At 52.6% G+C, this 14,937-nt stretch carries 9 protein-coding genes; 6 read left to right on the top strand and 3 right to left on the bottom strand.

The window, feature by feature from the left end; genetic code table 11:
• Positions 1 to 140: 140 nt before the first annotated feature.
• Positions 141 to 4,691, bottom strand: a complete 4,551-nt coding sequence (locus tag BUF15_RS15595; RefSeq protein ID WP_073614635.1) for a two-component regulator propeller domain-containing protein — start codon at positions 4,689 to 4,691, stop codon at positions 141 to 143.
• 171 nt (positions 4,692 to 4,862) lie between these two features.
• Complete coding sequence (locus BUF15_RS15590; protein ID WP_073614709.1) at positions 4,863 to 5,501, bottom strand: LysE family translocator; 639 nt, start codon at positions 5,499 to 5,501, stop codon at positions 4,863 to 4,865.
• 344 nt (positions 5,502 to 5,845) lie between these two features.
• Here BUF15_RS15590 and BUF15_RS15585 point away from each other — a divergent pair, with 344 nt between their 5' ends.
• Genes BUF15_RS15585 through mmuM form a run of 5 tightly spaced genes read left to right on the top strand, consistent with a single transcriptional unit; the run spans position 5,846 to position 13,225 of the window.
• Positions 5,846 to 7,048 carry an efflux RND transporter periplasmic adaptor subunit gene (locus BUF15_RS15585; protein ID WP_073614634.1) on the top strand — a complete coding sequence of 401 codons (1,203 nt, stop codon included), beginning with the start codon at positions 5,846 to 5,848 and terminating at the stop codon, positions 7,046 to 7,048.
• A 3-nt stretch (positions 7,049 to 7,051) separates the two neighbouring features.
• Positions 7,052 to 10,186 (top strand): efflux RND transporter permease subunit, encoded by a 3,135-nt coding sequence (locus BUF15_RS15580; RefSeq protein ID WP_073614633.1) that lies wholly within the window; start codon positions 7,052 to 7,054, stop codon positions 10,184 to 10,186.
• A gap of 4 nt (positions 10,187 to 10,190) precedes the next feature.
• On the top strand, positions 10,191 to 11,618 hold the full coding sequence (locus BUF15_RS15575; protein ID WP_073614632.1) for an efflux transporter outer membrane subunit: 1,428 nt from the start codon (positions 10,191 to 10,193) through the stop codon (positions 11,616 to 11,618).
• 8 nt (positions 11,619 to 11,626) lie between these two features.
• Positions 11,627 to 12,256, top strand: a complete 630-nt coding sequence (locus BUF15_RS27765; protein ID WP_073614631.1) for a TetR family transcriptional regulator — start codon at positions 11,627 to 11,629, stop codon at positions 12,254 to 12,256.
• A 15-nt stretch (positions 12,257 to 12,271) separates the two neighbouring features.
• Positions 12,272 to 13,225 (top strand): homocysteine S-methyltransferase, encoded by a 954-nt coding sequence (gene mmuM, locus BUF15_RS15565; RefSeq protein WP_073614629.1) that lies wholly within the window; start codon positions 12,272 to 12,274, stop codon positions 13,223 to 13,225.
• Between the two features lie 128 nt (positions 13,226 to 13,353).
• Here mmuM and BUF15_RS15560 read toward each other — a convergent pair whose 3' ends face one another.
• The gene (locus BUF15_RS15560; protein ID WP_073614627.1) at positions 13,354 to 14,217 is read right to left on the bottom strand and encodes a YitT family protein; all 864 of its coding nucleotides are present in this window, start codon (positions 14,215 to 14,217) and stop codon (positions 13,354 to 13,356) included.
• Positions 14,218 to 14,387: 170 nt separating this feature from the next.
• On the opposite strand from BUF15_RS15560, the gene BUF15_RS15555 reads away from it, so the two are divergent.
• A complete protein-coding gene (locus BUF15_RS15555; protein WP_073614625.1) occupies positions 14,388 to 14,918 on the top strand; it encodes a nitroreductase family protein in 531 nt (176 codons plus the stop codon).
• The last annotated feature ends 19 nt before the right edge of the window (positions 14,919 to 14,937 follow it).

Below are 14,937 nucleotides of genomic sequence, written 5' to 3'. Positions count from 1 at the left end.
TTCGGTAGGAGACATATATTTACAGCAGAAATTGAGTCTCATTGACGGCTATTCATTAAAAAAATCATACCATGGGGGGCAGAATTATCATAACACAATAGGGATTTATCCCGACCATGCGGCCCTCTGGTAAGGGTTGGTTAAGGCACCTTCGGTTTCCTGTTTTCAAGAATGGTGCGGATGGTGGCAGCAAGTTCACCCTTGTCAACCGGTTTGAACAACAGGCCCTCAACAGCCAGGTCTTCACTGGTTTGTTCCTGCAGTTTTTCGCTGAATCCGGTCAGCAGGATGACCGGCAGATCCGGCCGGAGGCTCTTGGCTTGCCTGGCAAGTCTGTCGCCGGTGAGTTCCGGCATGGTCATATCAGAGATGAGCATGTCAAACTGATCGGGGTTGTTGGAAAAGAGGGCAAGCGCTTTTCGGCTGGAGGTGATGGCGGTAACCTGGTAATCGAGCGCACTCAGGATCTGTCTATAGATATCCACCAGCATTGGCTCGTCATCGACAAAGAGGATATGTTCACGACTGCCGGCGCGGACACTGGTGACTAGCGCAGGTTGGGGCAATTGTTCCGCCTCGGTAGAAGGAATCAACACAGTAATGATGGTACCCTTGTTTGCCGGACTCTGTACCTCGATCGCCCCTTGGTAGCTTTGGATAATGCCGTGGACCACGGCAAGACCGAGCCCTGTGCCCTTTGCCTTGTCCTTGGTAGTGAAATAAGGGGTGAAGATGTTTGCCAGATGTTCGGTGGGAATACCTTCACCGGTGTCGGCTATTGTCAGGCGGATATAATGACCTGGCTGCAGGTGTGGAAGGAGTCGACGGTCATTTTCTTCAAGAACCAGGGCATCGAGGGCTACGTTGATATCGCCACCGTCGGGCATTGCCTGGGCACTGTTGGTACAGAGGTTCATGATGATCTGGTGAACCTGGGTCGGATCGGCGGTTATGTTGGGCAGATTCTCGCTGATCTTGGCGTTGATACTGATCGACGCTGGAAGGGTAGATCGTAGCAGTTTCAGCGCTTCCTCGACCACCGGTGCGATCTGCATGGGTTCCAGCTTTCGTTCGTTGCGACGGCTGAAGGTGAGAATTTGTTGTACCAGATCCCTGGCTCTGGCCCCGGCGAGGCTGATCTGTTTGACCTTGGAAAAAAACGGAGAGTCTTCTTTCATTTCCAGGAGCAGTAGATCGCAATAACCGATAATGGCCGCCAGGATGTTGTTGAAGTCGTGGGCGATACCGCCAGCAAGGGTTCCTATGGCCTCCATTTTCTGGGCTTGGTACAGGGCGCTCTCCAACCTGTTTCTTTCTGCTTCTGCGTGCTTTTTGTGGGAGATGTCAAGAAACATGGCACGGATAGCGCTGACGGTACCGTCTTCTGCCATTTCCGGACTGGCGTGGAGCAGGCAGTCGATGGTTCGACCGTCACGGGTAAGCAGCTGCCGTTCTTCCGGCTGGAAGGTGCGGTTAACGATCTGGTTGTAATTTTTGCGGGCGAGAATCAGTGATCTCGAAACTGGGGCGTAATAGTTGGAGAGCAGGGTGTTTAAGACTTCTTCACGTCCATATCCTAAGGTGGAAACGAAGGTGTTGTTGGCGTCACGTATCCAGGCCTTTCCGTCCCGGTCCTCCAAAATGACATACATGATCGGCGCCTCGTCAAAGAGCTCGCGATAGCGTCGTTCACTTGCCTCGATCATGTTCAACCACTCTTTTTTCTCTGTGATATCGAGGTGGACACCGCACATGTGGGTGATCTTGTTTTCAGCATCTCGGCTGAAGGTCTTGCCGACTCCCTGGATCCAGCGGTATCTCCCGTCTTTGGCCCGCATGCGAAATTCGAGGTTAAAGCTGTCGCCCTTGTCAGCGAGGAGCTGCCGGATGAAACTTTCGTTGGGTTCCAGGTCATCGGGATGCAGGAGTTCAGCCCAGGTCTGATAATTGTGAGGAAATTCGCCGGGAGCGTAACCCAGCATGGTAAACCAGGTGTCGCTATAATAGGTCGTGCCTTCTTGGGGATAAAACTCCCATATTCCCAGCCGGGATGCTTCAAGCGCCATGCTCAGTCGCTTTTCACTCTCATGCAGGGCCTGCTCCGCCTTCTGGCGATCGGAAATCTCATGTTGTAACTCTTCGTTGATCTGCTGCACGGCAGCAAGTCGTTTCCGGTGTTGGGACGCTTTCAAGGTGACCAGGCTCGAGAAGATTCCGGCGGCCAGAAGAAGATAGAGACAGTAGGCCCACCAGCGTTGCCAGGGTGGTGCAGCGACCACAAGTGCTATACTGCTGCCTTCATTATTCCAGAGATTATGGTTGTTTGAGCCTTTTACCCGAAATAAATAGTTACCGCCGTCGAGGTTAGTGTAGGTGGCAGTGCGCCGATTTCCGGCGCTGATCCAGTCCCGGTCAAAGCCCTCCAGCAGGTAGGCATAGCTGTTATGCTGCGGGTTACTGTAATCGAGGGCAGTGAACTCAAAAGTGACTGTATTATCGGTATAATTCAGATTTATTGGCCGGGGAGCTCCCAGGTTCGGGTGAACGATACTGCCATCCTGTTTTTCGATAGTGGTGAGGTAGACTGGAGGGACGTGACTGTTGCGGACGATCTTTTCCGGTTTGAAAATATTGATACCGTCGCGTCCGCCGATCAGCATTTCCCCACTCTTGGTTCTGCAGTGGGCCCTGCTGAATTCGCTCCCCTGCAGGCCGTCATTCCGGTCAAAGTTTTCAAAGGTATTTGATTCCGGGTTAAACCGGGTCAACCCTTTCACCGTGGTGATCCAGAGGAAGGAGCGGTCATCTTCCATAATGGAGCGAATGGAATTGGAGATAAGGCCGTTCTCGACGGTAAACCGGCTGAAGCCTTTACCACTGTGAGCGAGTTTGTTCAATCCGCCGGTGGTGCCGACCCAGAGATTTCCTCTTCGGTCTTCATGAATTGCCGTGATGTTGTTGTGGCTGAGACTGTGCGGATCATTCTGGACGGAAAAAAAGTGGTCGAAACCTTGTCCATTCTGCCACATCCGGTTGAGTCCGTTGTCAGTGCCGATCCAGATGGTGTGATGGCTGTCTTCAAAAATAGTCCAGATGCCGTTGTCGCTGAGCGATTCCGGTTGGTCGTCGCGATGGGCTAGCCGGGTAATTGTGTTCCGGTCTGGGGATAGGCGATTAAGCCCGCTACGAGTCCCGACCCAGAGATTGCCTTCGCTGTCCTCCATCAGAGACCAGATCCGGTTGTCAGAGAGTGAGTCGGGACTGTCAGGGGTATGCAGATATGTTTTAAAAATCCCTGTGTGCGGATTGTAGGCGGAAAGACCATTGTAGGTTCCTACCCAGACGGTCCCCAGACGATCAACCAGGATCACTTCGGCCAGATCGCTGACCAGCGAATTGGGGTTATCCGGTTCATGGCGGAAAAGACGAGATGAGTTCCCGGCCAGATCGAGACGTTGAAAACCGCCGCCGTCATTGGCCAGCCACAGTAACCCATTTTTCCCTTCGGCAGCACCGGTTATTCCGTTATAACTCAGGCTGAACGGCTGGGTCGTATCAGTGAGCAGATGATTGAAGTGCCTTGCTCTTTTGACCAGTTTGTTCAGGCCTTCGCCATCGGTACCGATCCAGATAATATCATCTTGGCTTTCCATCATAAACCAGACAAAATCGCTACTGAGACTATTGGCTACTGTCGGGTTGTGACGGTAGGTCGAAGCCTTTCCGGTGGCCGGGTCAAAAAGCATCAGCCCGCCGCCAAAGCTCGTCAGCCAGAGAAGGCCGCTCTCGTCTTCATGGATACCCCAAATATGGTTATGACTGATTCCTCCATCGGGATTGTATTGATAATGAATGGCCCTGCCGGTTTCGGGATCGAAGCGGCACAGCCCTCCATTGATTGAACCTACCCAGAGCCTTCCCGTGCTGTCCTCGAAAATGGCGCCGATGGAATTGCTGGCGAGACTGTCGGGGTTGCTTTCCTGGTGGCGAAAATGGGTAAAACTGTCTGTATTTGGTTGATACAGGTCCAAGCCGCCACCGAAAGTGCCTACCCAGAGCCGGTGCTTGCTATCCTCATAGAGATGCCAGATGGTGTTGTTGGCAAGACTCTTCTCATTATCCGGATCATTGGTGTAACGGACAAAGGTTTTCCGGTCCGGACCCAGCCGGTTGAGGCCACCACCTTCGGTGCCGATCCAGAGGTTGCCGCTCGAATCTTCCAGCAGGGAGATTACCCCGTTATGGGAGAGTGATTGCGGATTGTCAGGTTCATGCTGGTAGCGGATGAAACTGTCATTACTGCGGTCATAGCGGTTAAGTCCGCCGCCCACCGTGCCGACCCAAAGATTTCCCTGGCTGTCTTCCGTCAGGGCATAGACCAGGTTGGAGGCAAGCGAATGCGGGTCTGTTGGGTTAAAGATGTATTCCTTGAAGGTGTAGCCGTCATAGCGGATAAGGCCATCTTCCGAGCCAAACCAGAGAAAACCGTAATGGTCTTGTAAACCACAGGTCAGGGTTTTCGAGGAGAGCCCCTGCTGTTCGTTGATCCGTTCGAAATGCAGCTGTCGGCTGGGAAGTCCTGCACCGGCTCCGTAGACTGCCTTTGGTTGCGGTGTCAGCAGGAAGGCAACAAGGACGAGCAGCCAGGCCTGGCTCCAGGCAGGCAAACGGAATTGTTTGGGCAGGTGCATGCGGATGGTTCCAGTCTCAAAAATATGCCGGCGCTCTTATAGTCGAGGAGAAGTGCAAGAGCTGGCGGAAAGTACAAAATTACAGAATGTTGATGTATCAGCGTTTTGTCAAAAGTCTACAGGAATATCCTGGCAAACGTCAAGACGGGTCGCGTGGAGAGGATAATGAGGTTATCTGTCAAGGGCAAGCCGGGCACCAATGTAGACGAGCACAGAACCGGTAAGTGTATCGAATATTCGACTAATTTTCGGCTGTTGCAGCCAGGTGCGGGCCCGGTCAACCATTGAGGCCAACAGGCATTGATAGCCCATTGCCACGGTGAAGTGAATGGTGGCAACCAGAAGCGACTGGCTGAGTGGCGGCCCGGTCGGATCGATAAACTGCGGTAGAAAGGCCATATAAAAGAGAATGGCCTTGGGATTGAGAACGTTGGAAAGAAAACCTTCACGAAACGAGCGGAGAAATGAGAAGCGTTGTTCCCGCACCGCAGGTTCTGCAAAACGAACCCCCCCACCACGATGAGTCACAACCTTCCACAAGCTGCTGCCTCCCAGCCAGATGAGATAGCAGGCTCCGACGATTTTAAGAGCCGTAAATGCCCAGGCGGTCTGCAACAGCAGAATTGAGATGCCAAGAGCTGAGATAGAGGCGTGAATGAAGAGTCCGCTGCAGATGCCAAGACTGCTCACTGCCCCGTCCCACCAACCGCCGCGGGCACTGTTACGGATAATCAACATGGTGTCGACTCCAGGGGTGAGGGTGAGCAGGGTAACAGCCGCAAGGCAGGTGAGGAAAGTGTGGAGATCCATGGAGATGTCTTTTTCGATGGGATGTTGAGGAAAGATCCGTCGGTGTTCAGGCATGGGTGACAGTTATGTGTGCCAGCAATCTACAACTTTCTATGTTTGCTGCAAAGATGAATCTTTTGGCAACAGCTGAATGGTCTCGATTCGTATAACAGATATATTCGTGTAGTTAAGCCCGGTAGAGGGTGGCGTCGCCATGTAAGACGGTATTGTAAAACGACCGATAGAGAAAAAACCTCTTTACATACATGCATGAATGTATATATAAGGACGATCCGTGTTGATGAGTTGAACAAACAATACGTCCTTGTTGGCGTGTATTTTCCAATAATGTAGGTGTAAATATTATGAAATTGCAGAAAAAAAAGCATGTTTTCATGGCGGCTCTGCTTGCAGGTCTGCTGCTTGGTGGCTGCCAGCAGGAGAAGGAGAAGGCGATGATGGTGCAGGGACCGGTCGAGGTTGATGTTGTTACGGTTCAACCACAGTCGGTGGAGCTTCAAGTGGAACTTCCAGGTCGGACAGCACCTTTCCGCGTTGCCGAAGTCCGGCCCCAGGTGAACGGCATTATTCAAAAACGACTCTTTGTGGAAGGCAGTGAAGTGACTGCAGGGCAGCTGCTCTACCAGATTGATCCGGCCGTCTATCAGGCCAGGGTTGACAGCGCTGTCGCGAGTCTGGCCCGGGCTCGGGCAGTGGAACAATCCGCACGCTTGAAAGCCGAGCGCTACCGGGTTCTGGTGAAAACGAAATCTGTCAGCGAATTGGACCAGATTGAGATCGAGGCGAGCTGGAAACAGGCGATTGCTGATGTTGCTGCCGCTGAGGCGGCATTGAACAGCGCTCGTATTGATCTTGAGTATACCAGGGTGACAGCCCCCATCAGCGGTCGTATCGGCAAGTCAATGATTTCCGAAGGAGCCCTGGTGACGGCCCAGCAGAGTACTGCGCTTGCTACCATTCAACAGCTCGATCCCCTCTATGTCGATGTCACTCAGTCAAGTATGGAACTTCTCAAATTGAAAAAGGACCTGTCAGCAGGTGTGATTGCCGGGGGCGACATGGCAAAGCAGCAGGTCAGGATTCTGCTTGAGGACGGTTCCGAATATGGTGAAACAGGATCGCTTGAATTTTCCGATGTCACCGTTGACCAGACCACGGGCGGGGTTACCCTGCGGGCTATTATTGCAAATCCGCACCGCGACCTGCTGCCGGGTATGTTTGTGCGGGCGAGAATCGTCAGTGGCCTGAAAGAGGATGCTATTCTGGTGCCTGCAGCAAGCATCAGTCGTAACAGCAAGGGCCAGGCAGTGCTCTTGCTGGTGAACAGTGAATCGAAGGTGGAGAACCGTATCATCGAAAGTGGCAGAAATATTGGTGAGAAAGTCATGGTAAATGATGGGCTCAAAGGTGGGGAAATGGTGATCACGGCCGGTCTGCAGAAGGTGCGGCAGGGTTCCGCAGTTCATGCTGTTGAACATCACACGCCGCTTGTCGGAAAGGTGACGGGGAAAACACAACAGGCGGCATCGGTCGTTCACGTGGAGTAGATCATGGCTGGATTTTTCATAGAACGTCCCATCTTCGCATGGGTTATTGCGATAGTTATCATGCTGGCTGGTGCCTTGTCGATTTTTCGTCTGCCGGTCTCCCAGTATCCTGAAATTGCTCCACCAGCAGTAACGATCACTGCCCACTACCCGGGTGCATCTGCAAAAACCGTCGAAGACAGTGTAACCCAGATTATCGAGCAGAATATGAACGGTATCGATAATCTCCTCTATATGAGTTCACAGAGTTCCTCTTCAGGCAGTGTCACAATCACATTGACCTTCCAGGCCGGGACTGACCCGGATATCGCCCAGGTACAGGTCCAGAACAAGCTGCAGCAGGTGACAAGCCAGATTCCCCTGGAAGTTCAACAGCAGGGACTGCAGGTTGCCAAGGCAAACTCGACTATCCTGATGGTTGTCGGTCTGATCTCCACCGACAACAGCATGGATAAGAACGATCTCTCCGATTTTATGGTCTCAACCCTGCGCGATCCGCTCAGCCGCACCAAGGGTGTCGGCAGTATCCAGATATTCGGCAGTCAGTACGCCATGCGCATTTGGCTCGATCCGCATAAGCTGAACAGCTACCAGATGACTCCCGGCGATGTCGCTAAAGCGATCGGTGCCCAGAACAATCAGGTAGCCGTGGGCGATCTGGGTGGGGCCCCATCCGTTGCTGGTCAGCAGGTCAGTGCCAGCATGATGGCCCAGACCATGATGAGTTCACCCGATGAATTTGCCAATATCTTGCTTCGGGTCAATGTCGACGGTTCGCAAGTGCGGTTGCGGGATGTGGCTCGGGTCGAGATTGGTGGCGAGAGTTATGATTCCGTCACCACCTATAATGGGCAGCCGGCCGGCGGTATGGGCATCATGCTGGCCACCGGGGCCAACGCACTAGATACAGCACAGGCTGTTCGCGACAAACTGACTGAGCTGCAACCCTATTTTCCAGCCGGCGTCAAAGTAGTTTATCCATACGACACCACAACCTTTGTGAAAATCTCCATTGAGGAGGTTGCGCATACACTGATTGAGGCTATTGTCCTGGTCTTTTTCGTCATGCTGCTTTTCTTGCAGAACTTTCGGGCCACGCTTATTCCGACCATCGCTGTGCCCGTTGTCCTGCTTGGTACGTTCGGTGTCATGGCGGCCCTTGGCTTTTCGATTAATACCCTGACCATGTTCGGTCTGGTGTTGGCAATTGGGCTGTTGGTCGATGACGCCATCGTCGTGGTGGAAAACGTTGAGCGGATCATGGCGACTGAAGGGTTGTCGCCCCGCGAGGCCACAAAAAAATCGATGAAGCAGATCACGGGTGCTCTGGTTGGTATTGCCTTGGTACTCTCTGCCGTCTTTATTCCGATGGCCTTTTTCGGAGGGTCCACCGGCGCGATTTATCGCCAGTTTTCCGTCACCATCGTTTCGGCCATGGCTTTATCGGTATTGGTTGCATTGATTTTGACGCCGGCACTCTGTGTCACTATGCTGCGGCCGGCAGGTGATCATGGGGAAAAAAACGGATTCTTCGGCTGGTTCAACCGCATGTTTTCCAGTAACACCGAGCGGTATGGTCGCAGTGTTGGCTATATCATTCGGCGAGCCGGCAGGTTTGGTCTGATCTACGTTATTCTGGTCGGGGGAATGGGCTATCTTTTTACCAAACTGCCGACCTCGTTTCTGCCAACCGAAGATCAGGGCGTATTCCTTTCCATGGTGCAGCTGCCTACCGGTGCAACCCAGCAGCGGACACAGGCGGTGCTGGATAAGGTTCGCGACCACTACCTCACCGATGAAAAAGAAAATGTCGATACGGTCTTCACCGTGGCAGGTTTCAGTTTTGCCGGGACCGGCCAGAACATGGGCCTGGCCTTTGTGAAGCTGAAAGACTGGAGTGAGCGTACCCGGCAAGATCAGTCGGTCGATGCGGTCATCGGCCGGGCAATGGGCTATTTCTTTACGATCAAGGAGGCGCAGGTCTTTGCCTTCAACCTGCCTGCCATCATGGGGCTCGGATCGTCCACCGGTTTTGACTTTTTCCTGCAGGATCGGGCCGGTCTTGGGCATGAAAAGCTCATGGAGGCGCGGAACATGCTCCTTGGCATGGCCGCCCAGAATTCCGGTTTAACCAGGGTGCGCCCCAACGGCATGGAAGATACGCCGCAATATAACGTTGATATCGATTTTGAAAAAGCCATGGCTCTGGGGATTGCGGTCAGTGACATCAACACCACGCTTTCCACAGCCTGGGGCTCAAACTATGTCAATGATTTTATACATAACGGGCGCATCAAAAAAGTGTATCTCCAGGCCGATGCACCGTACCGGATGCAGCCTGAAGATATCGCCGAATGGTATGTCCGTAACGAGACTGGCGGGATGGTGCCGTTTTCCACCTTTGCCAGCGGCCACTGGAGTTTTGGCTCACCCAGGTTGGAGCGTTATAACGGCAATCCGGCAGTCGAGATTGTCGGCGAGGCCGCTCCGGGACTGTCAAGTGGTGATGCCATGGCAACGATCAATCAGCTGGTCGCCCAGCTGCCTGCAGGAATTGGCTACGAGTGGACCGGCTCGTCACTGCAGGAGCAGCAGTCAGGTGCCCAGGCGCCTGGGTTGTATGCCATTTCAATTCTGGTCGTGTTTCTCTGTCTGGCGGCACTCTACGAAAGCTGGTCTGTACCCTTTTCAGTGATACTTGCCATACCTCTGGGCATACTTGGCGCACTTGCTGCCGCGTATTTGCGAGGTATGGAAAATGATGTCTATTTTCAGGTTGGTCTGCTTACCACCATTGGTCTGTCGGCGAAAAACGCTATTCTTATTGTTGAGTTCGCCAAATCTCTCTATGACCAGGGCACTGACCTGTTCGAGGCAACCGTGGAAGCATGCCGGATGCGGTTGCGACCGATTCTCATGACTTCGCTGGCTTTCATGCTCGGTGTTCTGCCGCTGGCGATCAGTACCGGTGCAGGTGCCAACAGCAGACATGCCATTGGTACCGGTGTCTTTGGGGGCATGTTGTCAGCGACTATTCTGGCAATATTTTTTATCCCGCTCTTTTTTGTGGTCGTCGTGCGGTTGTTTAGCTCGCGGAGAGTCAAAGAGAACGAAACAGCCTTGGCGGTGGAGTGTTAATTGTATGAAACAGATTGTAAAAACATGTGTTGTCGGGGGCCTCTTTCTTGCGCTGAGTGGCTGCTCCATGGCTCCGGTCTATCAACAGCCGCAATTGCCTGTCGCTTCCACTTTGCAAGACAGGTATCTGGAGACATTGCCCTCATCGGGTATAACGGGCCACATGGAAAGCATGTCCGGTGCAGGTTGGCGGGAGGTCTTCACAGATCCGGTACTTCAGCAGCTTATTGCGATGGCCCTGCAGAATAATCGTGATTTACGTGAAACAGCGCTGAATGTCGAGGCGTATCAGGCCCAGTATCGTATTCAGAAATCGAATCAGTTGCCGACTGTGTCGTCGGAAGGATATGGGAGCAAACAGCGGAATCTTGGCGGAGCCGGACATACGACGTCCGAAACGTATTCCCTTCAGGTCCGGGTTACCGCCTATGAGCTGGATTTTTTTGGTCGGGTCAAAAATCTTAAAGACCAGGCTTTGGAACAGTATCTCGCCATGGAGGAGGCCAGAAAAAGTGCGGAAATCAGTCTGGTTGCCGAGGTCTCGCGGGCCTATCTGACCTGGCTTGCCGACCGGGAGCTGTTGCAGATTACCCAGGATACTGAACGATTGGAGGCTGAGTCCTACGCCCTCGTTAAAAACCGGCTGGATGGCGGCGTCGCTACGGAACTTGATCTGGCCCAGGCGCGTTCGAGCCTTGAAGGCGTCCGGGCCAACCTTGCCATGTATCGTCGCCAGGTCGCTCAGGACTACCATTACCTGAACCTGCTGACCGGAACATCTCTTTCTGAACATGTTCTGCCGGAAAAGGGTATGCTGCATGATGTCAAACCGCTGGCGGTAATGCCTGCCTCGCTCTCATCCTCAGTTCTCCTGCAGCGGCCGGATATAATTGCTGCGGAACATGAATTGAAAGGCGCAAACGCCAATATCGGCGCGGCTAGAGCAGCATTTTTTCCCACCATCAGCTTGACCGCCGGAGCAGGGGTTGTCAGTACCGATCTGTCAGATCTGTTTAACGGCAGCTCGGGTTCCTGGCTGTTTGCACCCACCATTACGGTGCCGATCTTTACCGCTGGCAGATTGCAGGCGGAACTCGACGTAGCGCAAATTGAGAAGGAACGTTATGTTGTGCGGTATGAGCAGGCTATCCAGACCGCGTTTCGGGAGGTGTCGGATGCTCTGGTTGCGGTTGAGACCTACGAGAAACAGTTGCTGGCCCAGAAGGGGAATCTGGACGCGAGTGAGCAATATTTCCAGCATGCGAGAAACCGTTACGAAGAAGGGGTGGACAGCTTCCTTACTCTGCTGGATGCCCAGCGTTCCCTGTATAGTTCAAGGCAGGCATATCTTAGCCTGAATCTTGCCCAGTTGGAAAATCAGGTCAACCTTTATAAAGTGCTTGGCGGAGGCTGGAAGGAAACTACGGAGTAGAAGAAAATATGGCCAGAAAAACCAAGGAAGAGGCCCTGAAAACCCGGGAGACAATTATCGACGCCGCAGTGCGGGTATTTTCAGTTCAAGGAATATCCCGCACGACGCTTACGGAGATTGCCACCGAGGCTGGGGTGACGAGGGGCGCGATATACTGGCATTTCAAGAACAAGGAAGATCTGCTTGAGGTTTTATGGGACGATATATTATCACCATTTGATGTGGTTCGCCGTGCTGTTGAAAATGGTCAGGAAATAGACCCGCTTGGGGTGATGCGAAATGCTCATCTGGAACTTTTTTTGGGTTTGCAGAGAAATCCGCGCCGGCTGCAGATGCTGAAAATCCTATTGAATAGCGAATCGGCCGATGATCCATCGTATCAAATGCAGAAACATCATTTCCGCGAAGGGCAGGAGTTGAATGCGAAGCTACTGTCCAGCGCTATTAAGCAGGGGCAATTGCCGGAAACGTTCGATGTTCGTATGGGGAGCATTGCCATCATCGTTTTTATTACAGGATTGGTCCGTAAATGGATCATGTTTCCGGATCAACTGGGTATGGAGTCGGAGATTCCGGCTCTGCTCGATGGGCTGACCCAAATGATTCGTTCAGGATTTGCAGAACCGCAAAAATCGTGATTGAGAAAGGTAGCCATGAATCCCATACAGAATATTCTTACTCAATATCCATTGATTATCCTGGATGGCGCGTTCGCAACTGAGTTGGAGCGACGTGGTTGCGACCTGAACGATGCCCTTTGGTCGGCAAAGGTTCTTATCGAAAATCCGGAACTGATCAGTGCTGTCCACACCGACTACCTCGAAGCGGGGGCCGACTGCATTATCACCGCCAGCTATCAGGCGACCTATGAAGGATTCATGCATCGTGGTTTGAGTAGAAATCAGGCCCGTGACCTCATGGCGGCCTCCGTCGGTCTCGCCGTCAAGGCCCGGGAAAACTTCTGGGCGGATCCGCTGCATCGAAAAGGGCGTCCTAAACCTCTGGTTGCAGCCTCCGTGGGGCCATATGGCGCCTACCTGGCGGACGGCTCGGAGTATCGCGGCGATTACACGCCCAATGAGCTCGAACTCGCTAACTTTCATCGCCAGCGACTGGAGACGCTCATTGCAGCGGGCCCGGATATCCTTGCCTGTGAAACTATCCCCTGTCTTAAGGAGGCAAAGGCATTGGTTCGTCTGGTGCAAGAGCACCCGGGCAGCTACTGCTGGGTGACGTTTAGCGCAAAAGACGGTTTACATATCAGTAACGGTGAGTGTATCCGTGACTGTGCCTCGTGGCTGGACAGCCACGAGCAGGTGGCGGCTGTGGGGGTAAACTGCACAGCCCCTGGTTATGTCGCCTCCCTGATTGATGAGATTCGGCTGGGGACGGATAAGCCCATCGTGGTGTATCCTAACTCCGGCGAGCAGTATGACGGGTTGTCGAAAGTTTGGAGTGGAGGAGATCTTCCATGTGGCTCCTATGGCGAACTGGCCAGATCCTGGTTTGTGCAAGGGGCTCGGTTGATAGGTGGCTGTTGCCGGACGACACCCGCAGATATCCGGGCTATCTCCTCATGGGCCAGGGATTTTCAGAGTACCCTTTAGCCAGCATTTCTCGTGAGCAGTCTGAAAATTTGACACGGTTGTTCATCAATAACGTTGAGGATTTGATTGGTCGATTGTGCAAAGGTAGTTACATTCTGCTCATAAAAAATCAGGTTAACTCTCGCCCCTTAATAAATTTTCCGTTTATTGAAGTTCGAGCCGATGACGTTGTAACTGTTCTCGACGATGAAAAGTGCCTCGGCGTCGATCTTGAAAACTGATTCCTCCAGCCGTTTCAGCTGAAGGTTGTTGGTGATGGTCATTACAATCTCTTTGTCCTGATTCGTGTAAGCGCCTTTGGCCTGTATCTTTGTTGCCCCGAGATGCAATCGATCGATAATGTCCTGAGTGATTTCCGCCGATTTGTCGCTGATGATATAGACAATTTTTCGCTGGTTGGAGAGGGTGAGGAAATAGTTCAGGGCGTTGGTGGTGACAAAGGTGAGGATGATCGAGGCAATGAAAATATCAGCACTGTACTGGGCGAGAACCATTGAAAACAGCAGAATGTTGAAACCCAGATATGTTTTGCCGACGCCGATATTGAAATGGCGAAAGAGAATGACGGCAATAATGTCGAGGCCTCCGGCTGAGCCGATGGAGCGGAGAATGATTCCAGAGCCGGCTCCGCAGACGAATCCGCCGGCAATGGCGGCATAGGTCTGGTTGGTGATGCCGAAATTGACAGAAATGAATTCTGAGGCAAAGAATATCACGATTACCGCATAAAAGGTGTAGAGCATGAACCTGCGACTGATGTAAATCCAGCCGAGAACAAAGAGCGGGAGGTTCATAATCAGGTACCATGAGCCGGGCGAGAGCAGACCGGTCTTATAGTAGACGAACAGGCTCATACCGTAGAGACCGCCGGGAATGAAATTGTGATGCATGACAATGCCATTCATCCCGATGATATAGATGATTGAACCGATGGTCAGTAAGAACAGATTCCAGGGTACGGAAAAACGTAAGTCGTTGAGTTTGATGGGCATGGTCTTTCGAATTGTTTTTGTGTATCTTTCACGATATTAGGCAGCAATTCTGAACGGTATGTTCAGATAGGGCGGCTTCAATATAACCTTTTTGTAAGAATAGCAATTGTTTTTTTGTCAGGGTTCCATTTTATTGCGAAATCATGACGAGATACGATGGGAGAAAGGAAATGATTCTGGAATTGCTGAGAAAGAGGCGCTCCATCCGGCAGTTTGCTGCAACACAGGTGGAACAGGAAAAGATTGCGTATCTGGTGGAGTCTATGCTCCGTTCTCCATCGTCACGCAGTCTCAATCCCTGGGAGTTCGTGGTGGTTCAGGATGCGGCTACCATTGAGGCGCTGTCAAAGGCCAAGCCACACGGGGCGACCTTCATGAAAAACGCGCCGCTGGCCATTGTGGTCTGTGCCGATCCAAACAAGTGCGATGTCTGGGTAGAGGACTGTTCCATCGCCTCGATTCTGTTGCATCTGGCGGCAACCGATCTCGGGCTCGGTAGCTGCTGGGTACAGGTCCGGCTTCGGGAACATGACGCGTCGAAAAATGCTTCCGGCTACATTGCTGGGTTGCTGGGATTGCCGGAGGGGATGGAAGTGGAGGCGGTTGTTGCCATCGGCTATCCGAAAGAGGATAAAGCCGGGCACCCCAAAGATACACTCCTCTATGACAGGGTCCACTACGAGAAATTCGGCGGCAGGTAATTGATTGATCCGGCCGCAG

The organism is Desulfopila aestuarii DSM 18488 (assembly GCF_900143695.1).
Taxonomy (GTDB): domain Bacteria; phylum Desulfobacterota; class Desulfobulbia; order Desulfobulbales; family Desulfocapsaceae; genus Desulfopila; species Desulfopila aestuarii.
This window is presented reverse-complemented; position numbering and strand designations above follow the sequence as displayed.